Origin of the sequence: Pseudomonas sp. MWU13-2100, from assembly GCF_023242365.1 — a bacterium.
GTDB lineage: Bacteria > Pseudomonadota > Gammaproteobacteria > Pseudomonadales > Pseudomonadaceae > Aquipseudomonas.
The window spans coordinates 69,671-86,645 of the sequence record NZ_JALLIX010000020.1; the positions used below are offsets into that span (position 1 = coordinate 69,671).

At 61.9% G+C, this 16,975-nt stretch carries 14 protein-coding genes; 10 read left to right on the forward strand and 4 right to left on the reverse strand.

Annotation, left to right across the window (positions count from 1 at the left end; translation table 11 throughout):
- Window positions 1-129: 129 nt before the first annotated feature.
- Entirely contained in the window at window positions 130-1,575 is a 1,446-nt protein-coding gene (locus M5B99_RS15715; RefSeq protein WP_248804907.1) for an alanine/glycine:cation symporter family protein, read from the reverse strand.
- Window positions 1,576-1,970: 395 nt separating this feature from the next.
- Window positions 1,971-3,395: an aspartate ammonia-lyase gene (gene aspA, locus M5B99_RS15720; RefSeq protein WP_248804908.1), complete on the reverse strand. Its 1,425-nt coding sequence runs from the start codon at window positions 3,393-3,395 to the stop codon at window positions 1,971-1,973.
- 181 nt (window positions 3,396-3,576) lie between these two features.
- Between aspA and M5B99_RS15725 the strand changes: the two genes are divergently transcribed.
- The 5 genes from M5B99_RS15725 (at window position 3,577) to M5B99_RS15745 (ending at window position 7,419) form a co-directional block, all read left to right on the forward strand.
- Window positions 3,577-4,494, forward strand: a complete 918-nt coding sequence (locus tag M5B99_RS15725; RefSeq protein WP_248804909.1) for a LysR substrate-binding domain-containing protein — start codon at window positions 3,577-3,579, stop codon at window positions 4,492-4,494.
- A gap of 369 nt (window positions 4,495-4,863) precedes the next feature.
- Window positions 4,864-5,355, forward strand: a complete 492-nt coding sequence (gene purE, locus M5B99_RS15730; protein ID WP_121135587.1) for a 5-(carboxyamino)imidazole ribonucleotide mutase — start codon at window positions 4,864-4,866, stop codon at window positions 5,353-5,355.
- Window positions 5,356-5,366: 11 nt separating this feature from the next.
- Window positions 5,367-6,449: a 5-(carboxyamino)imidazole ribonucleotide synthase gene (locus M5B99_RS15735; protein WP_248804910.1), complete on the forward strand. Its 1,083-nt coding sequence runs from the start codon at window positions 5,367-5,369 to the stop codon at window positions 6,447-6,449.
- 107 nt (window positions 6,450-6,556) lie between these two features.
- On the forward strand, window positions 6,557-6,802 hold the full coding sequence (locus tag M5B99_RS15740) for a GlsB/YeaQ/YmgE family stress response membrane protein (protein ID WP_248799095.1): 246 nt from the start codon (window positions 6,557-6,559) through the stop codon (window positions 6,800-6,802).
- An 80-nt stretch (window positions 6,803-6,882) separates the two neighbouring features.
- The gene (locus M5B99_RS15745) at window positions 6,883-7,419 is read left to right on the forward strand and encodes a DUF3299 domain-containing protein (protein ID WP_121135584.1); all 537 of its coding nucleotides are present in this window, start codon (window positions 6,883-6,885) and stop codon (window positions 7,417-7,419) included.
- Between the two features lie 140 nt (window positions 7,420-7,559).
- Here M5B99_RS15745 and M5B99_RS15750 read toward each other — a convergent pair whose 3' ends face one another.
- Together M5B99_RS15750 and M5B99_RS15755 are read right to left on the reverse strand one after the other, a co-directional pair.
- A complete protein-coding gene (locus M5B99_RS15750) occupies window positions 7,560-8,462 on the reverse strand; it encodes a D-hexose-6-phosphate mutarotase (RefSeq protein WP_248804911.1) in 903 nt (300 codons plus the stop codon).
- A 51-nt stretch (window positions 8,463-8,513) separates the two neighbouring features.
- Window positions 8,514-8,912 carry an acyl-CoA thioesterase gene (locus M5B99_RS15755; protein WP_040071787.1) on the reverse strand — a complete coding sequence of 133 codons (399 nt, stop codon included), beginning with the start codon at window positions 8,910-8,912 and terminating at the stop codon, window positions 8,514-8,516.
- 371 nt (window positions 8,913-9,283) lie between these two features.
- On the opposite strand from M5B99_RS15755, the gene M5B99_RS15760 reads away from it, so the two are divergent.
- From M5B99_RS15760 to pstB, 5 genes are all read left to right on the forward strand, one after another.
- Complete coding sequence (locus tag M5B99_RS15760; protein WP_248804912.1) at window positions 9,284-10,573, forward strand: MFS transporter; 1,290 nt, start codon at window positions 9,284-9,286, stop codon at window positions 10,571-10,573.
- 258 nt (window positions 10,574-10,831) lie between these two features.
- On the forward strand, window positions 10,832-11,821 hold the full coding sequence (locus M5B99_RS15765) for a phosphate ABC transporter substrate-binding protein PstS (protein WP_248804913.1): 990 nt from the start codon (window positions 10,832-10,834) through the stop codon (window positions 11,819-11,821).
- A gap of 416 nt (window positions 11,822-12,237) precedes the next feature.
- A complete protein-coding gene (locus M5B99_RS15770; RefSeq protein WP_248804939.1) occupies window positions 12,238-14,271 on the forward strand; it encodes an ABC transporter permease subunit in 2,034 nt (677 codons plus the stop codon).
- Window positions 14,272-14,286: 15 nt separating this feature from the next.
- Complete coding sequence (pstA, locus tag M5B99_RS15775; RefSeq protein WP_248804914.1) at window positions 14,287-15,957, forward strand: phosphate ABC transporter permease PstA; 1,671 nt, start codon at window positions 14,287-14,289, stop codon at window positions 15,955-15,957.
- Between the two features lie 146 nt (window positions 15,958-16,103).
- A complete protein-coding gene (gene pstB, locus M5B99_RS15780; RefSeq protein ID WP_248804915.1) occupies window positions 16,104-16,937 on the forward strand; it encodes a phosphate ABC transporter ATP-binding protein PstB in 834 nt (277 codons plus the stop codon).
- The last annotated feature ends 38 nt before the right edge of the window (window positions 16,938-16,975 follow it).

Consider the following 16,975-nt stretch of genomic DNA (forward strand, 5'->3'; position numbering starts at 1 on the left):
GGTTCTCCTGGACGAATGCACCTTGCGCCGCAGCATGCCTGCGCGCGCAAGGTGTGTCACGTCGAGCGGCAGGACGCCACTCGTTGGTATCTGTCGCGTCGGACGGCAGGGCGCCGCCCGTGGGAGCGATCAGCGTTGCGTGGCAGGTACGCCTTGGGCGGCTTCTTGCTCGCGCGGCGCGGTTTTGCCCGGGGTTGGCCAGGCTTCGAGGTCCAGGTCCAGATCGGCGAACTTGCTCGAGTCGAACACCGGCTGGCCGACGCCGGCACGGCGTTGTTCGTCGTAGTCGCGCATCACGCGCAGGCCGATCTTGAACAGCAGGGCCAGGGAGATCAGGTTGACGAAGGCCAGGCAGGTCATGGTGATGTCGGCGAAGGCGAACACGGTCGACAGATTCTGTACCGAACCCCATACGATCAGTGCCAGCACCAGGGCGCGGTACACCATCAGCACGATGCGGTTGCGGGTCAGGAACTGCAGGCTGGTTTCGCCCAAGTAGTAGTTGTAGAGGATGCAGGTGAAGACGAACAGCGACAGGGCGACGCTGACGAACACGCGGCCCCAGTCACCGACCACGGCGGCGAGGGAGTTCTGGGTCAGGACAATGCCGTCACCTTCGAAGCCAGGGGTGTAGAAGCCCGACAGCAGGATCAGCAACGCGGTGCAGGTGCAGATCACGAAGGTGTCGAGGAACACGCTGAATGCCTGGACCACGCCCTGGGCACCCGGGTGCTTCACGGCGGCCACGGCGGCGACGTTCGGGGCGCTGCCCAGACCGGCTTCGTTGGCGAACACGCCACGCTTCACGCCCATGACGATGGCGCTGCCGAGCAGGCCGCCGAACGCTGGGTCAAGGCCGAAGGCGCTCTTGAAGATGGTTTCCAGCATGGCCGGGACGTGCTCGATCTGGCTGCCGATCACGTACAGGGTGACGCCGATGTAGGCCAGGGTCTTGACCGGAACCAGCAGGTCGGAAACCGAGGCGATGCGCTTGATGCCGCCGACGAAGACGATCGCCAGCAGGACGGCCAGGGCGATGCCGGTGTGGTTCGGGGAGAAACCGAAGGCGTTCTGCAGCGAGTGGGTGACGGTGTACGACTGCAGGCCGTTGAAGGCGAAGCCGTAGGTGACCAGCAGCAGGACGGAGAACACCACGGCCATGCTTTTGAGCTTCAGGCCGTGCTGGATGTAGTAAGCCGGGCCGCCGCGGTACAGGCCGTCGCCATCGGCGCGCTTGTAGACCTGGGCCAGGGTGCATTCGAAGAAGCTGCTGGACATGCCCACCAGTGCGGTGACCCACATCCAGAACACGGCGCCCGGGCCGCCGAGGGTCACGGCGATGCCGACACCGGCGATGTTACCGGCGCCGACGCGGCCGGCGAGGCTCAGCATCAGGGCCTGGAACGAGCTCAGTTGGCCTGCTTGACCGCGAAGGGACTCTTTGAAAACCGTGAACATGTGACGGAAATGGCGGAACTGGACGAACCGCGAGCGGATCGTGAAGTAGCTACCGAGCCCGACAATGAGCACGATCAGTAGTTTCCCTGAGAGGAAGTCGTTGATGACCTCAAGCATGGAGTGGTTCCTCGCTGTTTTTTGATGCAAAGGCGGCTCGATTGAAAGATCGCGTTACACCCGATGTCACTGGGCAGTGTGGGCTGGCGATGCTTCATCCCGAGCTTTCGCGGGTTGTTTTTAGTGTTGTTTCGCGTGTTTCAGTGCCGCTGTACCGCGGATCGCTTACGCGAAGAGGGGCGGCACTATACCGATGAGCACCGCGGTCGTCTGCACCGGTGTGTAGGACAGACGACGAAGCGCAGGGTATTTCTTGTGAAGGCAGGGCGAGGTAGGGCCTTTTTCCCACGTCCAGTTGTAAAAAAAGGGCCTGAAGAGTGACCTTCAGGCCCTCAAAAGGTGAGAGGTGTCTAGTCCCTCGACCTGGTGAGCGTGTTGCGGTCTGGCACTGAAGGTCAGGCCTTCAGGGGAACCAGACGCGGAGCAATCATGTTTTCCGGGCGCAGGATGTCGGCGAGCATGGCGTCGTCGAGCAGGCCTTCTTCGCGCACCAGTTCCAGTACGCCACGGCCACTTTCCAGGGCGACGCGGGCGATCCGGGTGGCGTTTTCATAGCCGATGTAAGGGTTCAGCGCGGTGACCAGGCCGATGGAGTGCTCCACCAGTTCGCGGCAGCGCGCTTCGTTGGCGGTGATGCCGACGATGCAGTGTTCGCGCAGCATGTCCATGGCGCGTTGCAACAGGCGGATCGAGTCGAAGATCTTGAAGGCGATCAGCGGTTCCATCACGTTCAGTTGCAGTTGGCCGCCTTCGGCCGCGATGGTCAGGGCCAGGTCGTTGCCGATGATCTGGAACGCCACCTGGTTGACCGCTTCCGGGATCACCGGGTTGACCTTGCCGGGCATGATCGAGCTGCCGGGTTGACGCGCCGGCAGGTTGATTTCGTTGATCCCGGTGCGCGGGCCGCTGGACAGCAGGCGCAGGTCGTTGCAGATCTTCGACAGCTTGACCGCGGTGCGCTTGAGCATGCCGGAGAACAGCACGAAGGCGCCCATGTCGGAGGTGGCTTCGATCAGGTCGGCGGCGGGCACCAGCGGCTGGCCGCTGATGGTTGCCAGGCGGTCGACCGCCAGTTGCTGGTAGCGCGGGTCGGCGTTGATGCCGGTACCGATGGCGGTGCCGCCCAGGTTGACTTCGGTCAGCAGCTCCGGAGCCAGGGTCTTCAGGCGCGCCAGGTCTTCGCTCAGGGTGGTGGCGAAGGCGCGGAATTCCTGGCCGAGGGTCATCGGCACGGCGTCTTGCAGCTGGGTACGACCCATTTTCAGGACGTGGCTGAACTCTTGACCCTTGGCGGCGAAGGCCTGGATCAGGCTGTCGAGGCTGGCGAGCAGGGCGTCGTGGCCCAGCAGCAGGCCCAGGCGGATGGCCGTCGGGTAGGCGTCGTTGGTCGACTGCGCCATGTTCACGTCGTTGTTCGGGTGCAGGTACTGGTATTCGCCCTTGCTGTGGCCCATGGCCTCCAACGCGATGTTGGCGATGACTTCGTTGGCATTCATATTGGTCGAAGTACCAGCGCCGCCTTGAATCATGTCGACCACGAACTGCTCGTGGAAGTCGCCGCGGATCAGTCGGGCACAGGCTTCGCTGATGGCTGCATGCTTGGCTTCGGTCAGGTGACCGAGCTCGCGGTTGGCGTCAGCGGCAGCCTGCTTGACCATGGCCAGGGCCACGACCAGTTTCGGGTAGTGCGAGATCGGGACGCCGGAGAGACGGAAGTTGTTCACCGCTCGCAGGGTCTGGATGCCGTAATACGCGTCGCCGGGTACTTCGAGTACGCCAAGCAGGTCTTTTTCTGTGCGGAAAGATGCAGCGGAGGACATGATAGAAATCATCTCGATAAGAACCCGGTCGGTGCCGGAACGTTGGCAATGCTAGGCTTGGCCAAATTTTTGGGCCAATGCTGTTCAGCACTGGCCTATGCACAAACGGCATAATGTGGATGTGACGCGTTGTGTATGACAAGCGTGCGAACCAAAATGGTGCGCGTGGTGGGAGGAGCCGATGAATCTCGAAAGCAAATGGTTGGAAGACTTCAGTGCCCTGGCGGCGACCCGCAGCTTTTCCCAGGCGGCCGAGCGGCGCTTCGTGACGCAGCCGGCGTTCAGCCGCCGGATCCGCAGCCTGGAGTCGGCGCTGGGGCTGACCCTGGTCAACCGCTCGCGCACGCCGATCGAACTGACGGCGGCGGGGCAGTTGTTCCTGGTCACGGCCCGTACGGTGGTCGAGCAGCTGGGTGAGGTGGTGCGCCATCTGCATCATCTGGAAGGCGGGCAGGGCGAAGTCATGCAGGTAGCGGCAGCGCATTCCCTGGCGCTGGGCTTCTTTCCGCGCTGGATCGCACAGTTGCGTAATGAGGGGTTGAATATCGCCACGCGGCTGGTGGCGACCAACGTCGGCGACGCGGTGCATGCCTTGCGTGAAGGCGGCTGTGACCTGATGTTGGCGTTCTATGATCCGGATGCGGCGTTGCAGATGGACGCGGAGATCTTTCCGTCCCTGCACCTGGGGCAGACCGAGATGTTGCCGGTGTGTGCGACCGGGCCGGACGGCAAGCCGCTGTTCGACCTGGAAGGCGAGGCGAGCGTGCCGTTGCTGGCGTATAGCGCGGGGGCGTTTCTCGGGCGTTCGGTGAACCTGCTGCTGCGCCAGCGTAATCTGCGTTTCACCACGATCTACGAAACCGCGATGGCCGACAGCCTGAAAAGCATGGCGCTTGAAGGGTTGGGCATTGCCTGGGTGCCGCATCTGAGCGTTCGGGCGGAATTGGCGCGCGGTGAATTGGTGGTGTGCGGCGGAGCGCAATGGCATGTGCCGTTGGAGATTCGCTTGTATCGCTGTGCGCTGGTGCGCAAGGCCAATGTGCGTTTGTTGTGGCGCAAGCTCGAAGGTGCGGCGGCGCAGGCACCGGGTTCTATCTGAACCCCGCGTAACCTGTAGCAGCCGGTTTGCCGGCGGACTGTTGTGGGAGCGGAGCTTGCCCGCGAAGAGGCCCTCAAGGACGCCAAAAGCTTCGCGGGCAAGCTCCGCTCCCACACAAGCTCCGCTCCCACAATGAGTTTGTGACGTGCTTGGATTGACCTGAAAGTCAGGTAAACCGGCCTTCAGCGGCTAAAATCCAGCAAACGACAGATGGTCGGTAAAGGTGCGTTCAATGCACTTTTTTCGGTATACTGCGCGGCCTTCGGCCGGCTTGCCCGGCCCCGATTCGTATGACAAGCCACGCCGGTCTCCCGCGTGGCTTGTTGTTTTTTGACGCGCCCGCGGGCGCCCAAGAGAAGAGGCACGACGATGAGTGCACTGGTTGGCGTGATCATGGGCTCCAAGTCCGATTGGTCCACCCTTAGCCACACCGCCGATATGCTGGAAAAGCTCGGCATCCCCTACGAGGTGAAAGTGGTCTCTGCCCACCGCACCCCGGACCTGCTCTTCCAGTACGCCGAAGAGGCCGAGTCCCGCGGGATCGAGGTGATCATCGCCGGTGCCGGCGGCGCGGCGCATCTGCCAGGCATGTGTGCGGCCAAGACCCACCTGCCGGTGCTGGGCGTGCCGGTGCAGTCGGCGATGCTCTCGGGCGTTGATTCGCTGCTGTCGATCGTGCAGATGCCGGCCGGTATTCCGGTCGCGACCCTGGCCATCGGCAAAGCCGGCGCGATCAATGCCGCGCTGCTCTCGGCAAGTATCCTGGGCGCCAAGCACCCGCATTTCCACGCCGTGCTGAAGAAATTCCGTGCAGAACAGACAGACAGCGTGCTGGACAATCCAGACCCACGCGTCGCCTGAGGTTGATGACGATGAAGATCGGTGTAATCGGTGGCGGCCAGTTGGGCCGCATGTTGGCACTGGCGGGCACGCCGCTGGGGATGAACTTCGCTTTCCTGGACCCGGCGCCGGATGCCTGTGCAGCCGCCTTGGGCGAGCATTTGCGCGCCGATTACGGCGATCAGGACCACCTGCGCCAGTTGGCTGATGAAGTCGATCTGGTGACCTTCGAGTTCGAAAGTGTCCCGGCGGAAACCGTCGCCTTCCTGTCGCAGTTCGTGCCGGTCTATCCGAGCGCCGAAGCCTTGCGCATCGCCCGTGACCGCTGGTTCGAAAAGAGCATGTTCAAGGACCTGGGGATTCCCACCCCGGCCTTCGCCGATATCCAGTCCCAGGCGGACCTGGATGCCGCGGTTGCCCGGATCGGTCTGCCGGCCGTGCTGAAAACCCGCACTCTGGGCTATGACGGCAAGGGCCAGAAAGTCCTGCGCAGCGCGGCCGATGTAGTCGGTACCTTCGCCGAACTGGGCAGTGTCGCCTGCCTGCTGGAAGGCTTCGTGCCGTTCACCGGGGAAGTCTCGCTGATCGCCGTGCGTGGCCGTGACGGTGAAACCTGCTTCTACCCGCTGGTGCACAACACCCACGACAACGGCATCCTGCGCCTGTCCGTGGCCAGCACCGACCATCCGCTGCAAGCCTTGGCTGAAGACTATGCTGGCCGGGTGCTCAAGCAGCTGGATTATGTCGGCGTGCTGGCGTTCGAGTTCTTCGAGGTCGACGGTGGCCTCAAGGCCAACGAAATCGCGCCACGGGTGCACAATTCCGGGCACTGGACCACCGAAGGTGCCGAGTGCAGCCAGTTCGAAAACCACCTGCGGGCGATTGCCGGGTTGCCGCTGGGTTCGACCGCCAAGGTCGGCGAAAGCGCGATGCTCAACTTCATCGGCGAAGTCCCGCCAGTGGAACAGGTGATCGCCATCGCCGATTGCCATCTGCATCACTATGGCAAGGCGTTCAAGGCTGGTCGCAAGGTCGGTCACGCGACGCTGCGTTGCGCCGACAAGGCGACGCTGCAGGAGCAGATTCTGCGGGTCGAGGCGTTGATCGGCGAATAAAGATAGTCAGTGCCGGTGGGAACCTACGGTTGCCGCGGGCCTCTGATGGCAGGATGTCAAAGTGCTGACTAGGCTTTGACGGTGCACACTCACCGAGAGGAAATGCCATGCACATTATTGCGACAATTTTTATCGGCCTCATCGTCGGCCTGGTGGCGCGGTTCCTCAAGCCGGGCGACGACAGCATGGGTTGGATCATGACCATCTTGCTGGGTATCGGCGGTTCGCTGGCGGCGACCTACGGCGGTCAGGCGCTGGGGATCTATCACGCGGGTCAGAGTGCCGGTTTTATCGGTGCGGTTGTTGGCGCGATTGTCTTGCTGGTGATCTACAACCTGATCAGAAAGAACTGATCCAGGTGACCAGGCCCTCTCTGCCGCAACGGTAGAGAGGGCTAGAATGTGTGACCTCCTTTCTGTTTTCGAGTCTCCCCATGCGTCGTCTCCTTTTGACACTTCTTTTCCTGGGCAGTGGCCTGGCCCACGCCGGTGAGCTGCCGGAAACCGACTGGCTGGAACTGATGCCCAAGTCGGACCAGAAAGCCCTTGAGCAAATGCCGGAAATCACCCACAACACGCCCGAGGGCGACGGTACGTTTACCGCCAAGGGAGGGTTGAAACAGAGCAAGGGCCTGCCGGCAGTGATGTATTCGACCAAAACCGTGGCCGCGATGGACGGCAAGGATATTCGCATCGGCGGTTACCCGGTGCCGCTGGAGACCGATGCCAAGGGCCGCAGCACGCTGTTTTTCCTGGTGCCGTACCCGGGCGCCTGCATCCATGTGCCGCCGCCGCCGCCGAATCAGCTGGTGCTGGTGCGTTATCCCAAGGGGTTGAAGCTGGACGATATCTACACGCCGCTTTGGGTCACCGGCACGCTGAAGATCGAGAAGGTCAGCAATGACCTGGCCGACGCGGCGTATGCGCTGGATGCGGGGAAGGTGAGGGCGGTGAAGGAGTCGGATCTGTAAGGTTCGAGATCTTCGGCGTTTGTAAGATCGCTTTCGCGGGCAAGCTCCGCTCCCACAAGGGCTGTGTCGTACACAAGCTTTGTGTGTGCTCGGGACTTAATGTGGGAGCGGAGCTTGCCCGCGAAGAGAGCGACGCGGTATTACGCCAAGCGCTGACTGCTGATAGTCACACCCAGCGTATGACTGGCCCCCGGCGCCAGCGTCACCGCATCATCCATCACGTTCGCGGTCTCGATGCAGAGCATCTTCTGCCAGCCATCGTCGGCCATGTCGGCGAGCTGACCGGCCCGGTCGATCCACGGGTTCCAGATCACCGCCGAACGTGAGCCCTGGGTACTCAGCTCGATACGCCGCTCCCAGGTCGGATCGACAATGCTCAGCTGCGCAGGCGCATTCTGGTAGATACGATCGGTTTCACCGGCGAAGCGCAGTTCGCCTTGCTGGCGGACGTGCTTCCAGTCATCCGCCGTGTCGATGTAGGCCAGGCCATCCACGCCCTCGACGTGCACATTGCGCACATCGCTGACAGCGAAGTAGCTGTGCAGTGCCTGGCTGATGCTGACCGGATGATCGTCCTGGTTTTCGCTGATGAGCTCGAGGCGCAAGGTCTCGCCCAGGCGAATACGCAGGGTCAGGCCGACCTTGTGCGGCCAGCCCGGCAGGCCGCCTTCGGGCAGCGGCAGGCTGAACGTCACGTTCACCGCATCGCCGTCGGCCTCGATGCCCTGCAACGACCAGTTCATCGTCCGCACCAGGCCGTGGGCCGTGGGTGCCTCGCTGCTCTGGCGCATGGCCTGGACGCTGTGCGGGTTGCGCGAGAAGTTGCCGAACCACGGCCAGCACACCGGCACGCCGGCCCGGATACCCTTGCCTTGCTTGAACACGGCCTCGTTGTTGAGCCAGATCAGCGGTGGCTGCCCGGCCAACTGGTAACTGAGGATCTGCGCGCCTTGTTGCGCCACCAGCAATTCGGCCTGGCCGTGGCGGATGCGCCAGCCGTTCAGCTCGTCCAGTTTTACCGTTTCAACATGGGGCGTGGTCATGGTGTTCTCGCAAGACAGGGAGTTGTAACGGGCCGCGCGCTGGCGGCCGGGTTAGCGCCGTGGCACGGAGCGGGTGCGCCCGCTGCCGTCGATGGCCACGAACACGAACGCCGCTTCGGTGACCTTGCGCCATTCGCTGGTCAGCGGATCGTCGCTCCACACCTCGACCATCATCCGCATCGAGCTGCGGCCGATTTCTTCGGTATGGGTATAAAAGGACAATTGCGCGCCGACGGCGACCGGGACCAGGAACGCCATGCGGTCGATGGACACCGTGGCCACCCGGCCACCGGCCACTTTGCTGGCCATGGCGGTGCCGGCCAGGTCCATCTGGCTGACCAGCCAGCCGCCATAGATGTCGCCGAAACCGTTGGCTTCACGCGGGAGCGCGGTGATTTGCAGGGCGAGATCGCCTTGCGGGATAGGATCTTCTTGTTCGAGTTCGATCATGCCGGGGTGCCTCTGACCCGTAACGCTACGTTGGTACTGCAGGTGAATAGCCGTCTTCAAGAAAAACGATTCAGCCCGAACATACTACGTTCGTTACGTTTCTCGTAAGCCGCACTAAGGGAAACTCTGCGAAAGCGGCTGGTTCGGTCCCAACGGCGTTTTCGCACAATACCCCTCTAGCCTGCGGTTTTACCCGGCGCAGGGCACGAGTATATCGGTCGGTAGACCGCGAGACGACCTCCCGGTTCTCATTTTTGCCGACGAATGCGCCGATCCATGTGCTTTTACGAACAATTTGCTATCGTGCCAGACCTGCCTCCAGCCTGAGTCAGCCTTGCATGGCTCATAGACGTGCCCAATAAGAGAAGCCCATGACCACCGCGTCCGCCCAGATTGCGCAACCCGCGCGCCCGTTGACCCGTAACGACTACAAGACTTTATCGCTGTCTGCCCTGGGCGGTGCGCTGGAGTTCTACGACTTTATCATTTTCGTGTTTTTTGCCGCAGTGGTCGGCAAGCTGTTTTTCCCAGCGGACATGCCCGAGTGGCTGCGCTTGATGCAGACCTTCGGGATCTTCGCCGCCGGCTACCTGGCCCGGCCGCTGGGGGGCATCGTGATGGCGCACTTCGGCGACCTGCTGGGGCGCAAGAAGATGTTCACCCTGAGTATTTTCCTGATGGCGGTGCCGACCCTGATCATGGGCCTGCTGCCGACCTATGCGCAGATCGGCATCTGGGCACCGATCCTGTTGTTGCTGATGCGGGTGATCCAGGGCGCGGCCATCGGCGGTGAAGTACCGGGCGCCTGGGTGTTCGTCGCCGAACACGTGCCGGAGCGCAAGATCGGCTTTGCCTGTGGCACCCTGACCTCGGGCCTGACCGCCGGCATCCTGCTGGGTTCGTTGGTGGCGACCCTGATCAACAGCCTTTATACCCCGCTGGAAGTGGCCGATTACGCCTGGCGGATTCCGTTCCTGCTGGGCGGCGTGTTCGGCCTGTTCTCGGTGTACCTGCGCCGCTGGTTGCACGAGACCCCGGTGTTCGCCGAGCTACAGCAACGTAAGGCGCTGTCCGATGGCATTCCCCTCGGCGCGGTACTACGTGATCATCGCGGTGCGATCCTGGTGTCGATGCTGCTGACCTGGTTGCTGTCGGCCGGCGTGGTGGTGGTGATCCTGATGACCCCGACCGTGTTGCAGACCGCCTATCACTTCGCCCCGACCGTGTCGCTGGAAGCCAACAGCCTGGCGACGATCTGCCTGACCCTGGGGTGCATTCTCTCCGGTGCGCTGGCCGACCGCTTTGGCGCCGGCCGGGTGTTCGTGTTCGGCAGCCTGGGGTTGATGGTGACCTTCTGGACTTTCTATAGCAGCCTGCCGATCCACCCCGAGTGGCTGTTCCCGCTGTACGCCCTGAGCGGCCTGTTCGTCGGCACCATCGGCGCGGTGCCCTATGTGATGGTCAAGGCGTTCCCGGCGGTGGTGCGTTTCAGCGGCCTGTCGTTCTCCTACAACCTGGCTTATGCGATCTTCGGCGGCCTGACCCCGATGATCGTCACCCTGCTACTCAAGGAGAGCCCGATGGGCCCGGCTTATTATGTGGCGATCATTTGCGGCATGGGTATGCTGGTGGGCGGCTATCTGTGGGCGAAGGGGCGTTGAGCTGCAAGGGTAGAAAGAGGCACCCTTCTATATAAAGGAAGAGGGTTTCAAATTATTTCAAAGATGACATGTTGCGGCGCCGGGTGAGGGCGCCGCAGTCCAGTAGAAGCGGGCTTTTGCCCGTTTTTGTGTTCAAAATCAACCATTCTCCCCCATGATGGCCAGTCATCTAACTGTCATATACCAGTCATAGAGTGTTCATCTGGCCTACTGATACTTGGCCCCGACCTGATAAACCCTCTCTGCTAGGAGCAAGGCATGAAACTGAAGCGTTTGATGGCGGCAATGACTTTTGTCGCTGCTGGCGTTGCAACCGCCCACGCGGTCGCCGCTGGTGTGGACCCGGCCATTCCGTCTTATACAAAAGCCACGGGGGTATCGGGTAACCTGTCCAGCGTTGGTTCCGACACCCTGGCTAACCTCATGACCTTGTGGGCCGAGGGCTACAAGAAAGAATACCCGAACGTGAACATTCAGATTCAGGCCGCCGGTTCCGCTACCGCGCCGCCCGCCCTGACTGAAGGCACTTCGAACCTGGGCCCGATGAGCCGCAAGATGAAGGACACCGAACTGGCTGCCTTCGAGCAGAAGTACGGCTACAAGCCGACCGCTATCCCGGTTGCCGTGGATGCCCTGGCCGTGTTCGTGCACAAGGACAACCCGATCAAGCACCTGACCATGGAACAAGTCGATGCGATCTTCTCCTCGACTCGTCTGTGCGGCGCCAAAGCCGAAGTCAAGACCTGGGCTGACCTGGGCGTGACCGGTGACCTGGCCAACAAGCCGGTTCAGCTGTTCGGCCGTAACTCGGTATCCGGCACCTACGGCTACTTCAAGGAAGAAGCCCTGTGCAAAGGCGACTACAAGCCTAACGTGAACGAACAACCTGGTTCGGCTTCCGTTGTGCAGTCCATCAGCTCCTCGCTGAACGGCATCGGCTACTCGGGGATCGGCTACAAGACCGCCAGCGTGAAAACCGTTGCCCTGTCGAAGAAAGGCAGCACCGAGTTCATCGAAGACAGTGAAGAAAACGCACTGAACGGCAAATACCCGCTGTCGCGTTTCCTCTACGTGTACGTCAACAAGGCACCGGGCAAGCCTCTGGCTCCGCTGGAAGCCGAGTTCGTGAAGCTGGTTCTGTCCAAGCAGGGTCAGGAAGTGGTTGTGAAAGACGGCTACATCCCACTGCCAGCCAAGGTTGCCGCCAAGGCACTGGCTGACCTGGGCCTGAGCGAAGGCAGGCAGTAAGCCTTTGGCCGGGACGCCAATCCCGGCAGCGACACCAAGGCGCGGCTTGATCTCCATCGACCGCGCCCCTCATTCCGAAACCGCTGCCAGCCTTGCTGGGCGGCGGCTTCAGTGCGTCACTGCATTGTCATCTTTCTGTCATACGGGACCGCTAGGGTGTGCGCATGAACGATCTGGCCAATTCCACCATGACTACGACTTCTCTTCCCAAGCGCATTGATTTCAATACGCCTGAGCTGCAACGCAAGCGCCGTATTCGTGCGCTGAAAGATCGCCTGACCCGTTGGTACGTATTCATTGGCGGCCTCGCCGTCCTCGGTGCGATCACCCTGATCTTCTTCTTTCTCGGTTATGTGGTCCTGCCCCTGTTCCAGGGCGCTTCGCTGACCGCCGAGAAAAGCATTACACCGGCCTGGATCCAGGATGCCGGCAAACCCTTGATGATTTCCCTGGAAGAGCAGAACCAGGTGGGCATGCGGGTTTCCGACAACGGCCAGGTGCTGTTCTTCAATGTCCAGGACGCCAGTGAACTGTCGCGGGTCCACCTGCCGATTCCGGCTGGCACCACGGTCACCTCTATCAGCAAGGACCAGCCGGGTATCCCGCTGGTGATTGTCGGCCTGTCCAATGGCCAGGCGCTGGTGTTCCGTCACACCTATAAAGTGACCTACCCGGACGGCAAGAAAACCATTTCCCCGGCGGTCGAGTATCCCTACGGCGATGTGCCGATCAGTCTGGACGATCAGGGCCGTGCGCTTGAGCATGTGAACCTGAACGCCGCCGACACGACCTTGGTCGTGGTGGGCTCCACCGGTGCGCAACTGCACGTGCTGGAGTTGACCAAAGAAGAAAACATGATGACCGGCGAGGTCACCAGCGAGCAGCGCAGTATCGAGTTGCCGCAGATGACCGAGCCGGTCAAGGCAATCTATATCGATCCACGCCAGCAATGGCTGTACGTGATCAACGGGCGCGCCCAGGCCGATGTATTCAGCCTGCGCGACAAGAGTCTGAACGGTCGCTACAAACTGCTGGAAAGTGCTGATACCGAAGTGACCGCCAGTACCCAACTGGTGGGCGGTATCTCGCTGATCATCGGTGATTCCAGCGGCGGCCTGGCCCAGTGGTTCATGGCCCGTGATCCGGATGGCGAGCTGCGCCTGAAACATATCCGCGGTTTCCAGATGGGCACCGCGCCGATCGTCGAGATCACTGCTGAAGAACGTCGCAAGGGCTTCGTCGCGATGGACGCTTCCGGCAAGCTCGGCGTGTTCCATAGCACCGCGCACCGCACCCTGCTGGTCAACCAGGTGGTCGATGGCCAGGGCCTGTTCGGTCTGTCGCCGCGGGCCAACCGGGTGATCGTCGAGCAAGGAGGCAAGATCCAGCCGTTGGTCCTCAATAACCCGCACCCGGAAGTGTCCTGGAGCGCGCTGTGGAGCAAGGTCTGGTACGAGAACTACGACGAACCCAAGTACGTCTGGCAATCGACCGCCGCCAACACCGACTTCGAACCCAAGCTGAGCCTGTCGCCGCTGACCTTCGGTACCCTGAAGGCCGCGTTCTACGCCATGCTCCTGGCTGCGCCGCTGGCTGTCGCCGCCGCGATCTACACCGCCTACTTCATGGCCCCGGGCATGCGCCGCAAGGTCAAGCCGGTGATCGAGTTGATGGAAGCGATGCCGACGGTGATCCTCGGCTTCTTCGCCGGCCTGTTCCTGGCGCCTTATGTAGAAGGGCACCTGCCGGGGATCTTCAGCCTGCTGATGCTCGTGCCGATCGGTATCCTGGTGGCCGGTTTCGCCTGGAGCCGCCTGCCCGAGTCGTTGCGCCTGCGGGTGCCGGATGGCTGGGAAAGCGCGATCCTGATTCCGGTGATCCTGTTCGTCAGCTGGCTCTCGCTGTTCATGAGTCCGCACCTGGAGACCTGGTTCTTCGGTGGTGACATGCGTATGTGGATCTCCCACGACCTGGGTATCACCTACGACCAGCGCAACGCCCTGGTGGTCGGCCTGGCCATGGGCTTCGCGGTGATCCCGAATATCTATTCCATCGCCGAAGACGCCGTATTCAGCGTACCGCGCGGCTTGACCCTGGGCTCGCTGGCCCTGGGCGCCACGCCGTGGCAGACCATGACGCGGGTGGTGATCCTCACTGCCAGCCCGGGCATCTTCTCGGCGCTGATGATCGGCATGGGTCGCGCCGTCGGCGAGACCATGATCGTGCTGATGGCCACCGGCAACACGCCGGTGATGGAGATGAACCTGTTCGAAGGCCTGCGCACCCTGGCGGCCAACGTCGCGGTGGAGATGCCGGAGTCGGAGGTCGGTGGTAGCCACTACCGCGTGTTGTTCCTCTCGGCGCTGGTGCTGCTGCTGTTCACGTTCATCATGAACACCCTCGCGGAACTGATTCGTCAGCGTCTGCGCAAGAAATACTCGTCGCTTTAAGAAAGGTAGAAGTCTGTGAAACAGAACTCCCTGAACAGCTGGTTCAAAAGCGGCGCCCCCGGCGTCTGGATCAGCGGTGGTGCGGTATCCATCGCGGTCATCATGACCATCGGCCTGCTGGCCGTGATCGCTGTGCGCGGCCTGGGTCACTTCTGGCCGGCCGACCTGGTGCATGCCCAGTACAACGTGCCGGGCCAGGCCAACCAGGTCGTGGTCGGCGAGGTGGTGCAGAAGGAAGAAGTCCCTCGCGAGCGCCTGAAGGCGGCCGGCTTGCCGGTGCCGGAGCAGGGCCCCGAGTTCATGACCCGGGAGCTGATCAAGGTCGGTAACCGCGATCTGAACGGCAACGATTTCACCTGGATCGTCGGCGAGTGGCTGCAGGACCAGACCTACCCGGCCGAACTGATGACCATCGAGCGTCGTGAGTGGGGCAACTTCTACGGCACGCTGGTCAACGTCAAGGAAAGCGGCAAGGTGATCGCCGAAGGCGAAGCCGCCTGGCCCGAGTTGCAGGCCCGTGTCCAGCGCGTGAACGCTTTGGCGGCGCAGATCAAGACGCTCGAGAAGAGCGACATCGGCGCCATCAACGCCGGCCTCGAACGGATTCGCCTGCACGGCCGCAAGTTGGAGCTGCAAGGCCGTCTCGATGCCACCGCGCAAGCCGACATGGCCACCGAGCGCGCCGAACTGAATGCCCGCTACCAGGATATCGAAGCGCGTCTGAACGATCTGCACACCCAGTTCAACCGCGACAGCCTGACGGCCCTTGATGCCAACGGCAAGGAACTGGAAATCAGCATCGGTAAAGTGGTGCATGCCTACCAACCGAACGCCATGGGCAAGCTGACCAAGCTGAGCTTCTATTTCAGCAAGGTCTGGGAGTTCCTCAGCGACGATCCGCGTGAAGCCAACACCGAAGGCGGGATCTTCCCGGCGATTTTCGGCACGGTGATGATGACCCTGATCATGGCGATGATCGTGACCCCGTTCGGCGTACTGGCGGCGGTGTACCTGCGCGAATACGCCAAGCAGAACACCCTGACCCGGATCATCCGCATCGCGGTGAACAACCTGGCCGGTGTGCCGGCGATCGTCTACGGTGTGTTTGGCTTGGGCTTCTTTGTCTATGTACTGGGAGGCTCGCTCGACCGGCTGTTTTTTCCCGAGGCCCTGCCGGCACCGACCTTCGGGACCCCGGGGTTGCTCTGGGCTTCCCTGACCCTGGCGCTGCTGGCGGTGCCGGTGGTGATCGTGGCGACCGAAGAGGGCTTGGCCCGGATTCCCCGTACCGTGCGTGAAGGCTCGCTGGCCCTGGGGGCGACCAAGGCCGAGACCCTGTGGAAGATCGTCCTGCCGATGGCCAGCCCGGCGATGATGACCGGCATGATCCTCGCCGTGGCCCGCGCCGCCGGCGAAGTGGCCCCGCTGATGCTGGTGGGTGTGGTGAAACTGGCGCCGTCGCTGCCGGTGGATGGCAACTACCCGTACCTGCACCTGGACCAGAAGATCATGCACCTGGGCTTCCACATCTACGATGTCGGCTTCCAGAGCCCGAACGTCGAGGCTGCTCGTCCGCTGGTCTACGCCACCGCCTTGTTGTTGGTGCTGGTGATCGCCACGTTGAACCTGTCGGCCGTATGGATCCGGAACCACCTGCGCGAGAAGTACAAGGCGCTGGATAGTTAATAACATTCACCCCATCCACTGTGGGAGTGGCCGGTCGACACTCGATTGCCGGCGATGGCTGCCGATCAGGCGATGCAAGGCTCACTGGCCTCATCGCCGATGAGCCGGCTCCCACAAACGAATATGTGAGCGCAGGGAGTTACCCCATGCAGCATGAAACCCAAACCCACGGCATCAATATGTCCGCCCTGGGCCGTAGCAAGCAGAGCCTGGACCTGGCGAGCGAAACCGTTGCCATCGCAGTCCCGAAACTGAGCCTGTACTACGGAGATAAGCAGGCGCTGTACGACGTCAGCATGAACATACCCAAGCAGCGCGTGACCGCCTTCATCGGCCCGTCCGGTTGCGGCAAGTCGACATTGCTGCGCACCTTCAACCGCATGAACGACTTGGTGGACGGTTGCCGCGTAGACGGTGAAATCAACCTCTACGGCAACAACATCTACCGTAAGGGCGAGGACGTCGCCGAGTTGCGCCGCAAGGTCGGCATGGTGTTCCAGAAGCCCAACCCGTTCCCCAAGACTATCTACGAGAATGTGGTCTATGGCCTGCGTATCCAGGGCATCAACAAGAAGCGTATTCTCGATGAAGCCGTGGAATGGGCTCTCAAGGGCGCGGCGTTGTGGGAAGAGGTCAAGGATCGCCTGCACGAATCGGCTCTGGGCCTGTCCGGCGGTCAGCAACAGCGTCTGGTGATTGCGCGGACCATCGCGGTCGAACCGGAAGTGTTGCTGCTCGATGAGCCCTGCTCGGCACTCGATCCGATTTCGACCCTCAAGGTTGAGGAGTTGATCTACGAGCTGAAATCTAAATTCACTATTGTCATCGTCACCCACAACATGCAACAGGCGGCGCGGGTTTCCGACTACACCGCATTCATGTACATGGGCAAGCTGGTGGAGTTCGGTGATACCGACACCTTGTTCACCAACCCGGCGAAGAAACAGACCGAAGACTACATCACCGGCCGTTATGGCTAGGTGAGGAAGCTGCAAGTCGTTAGCGACAAGCAGCAAGC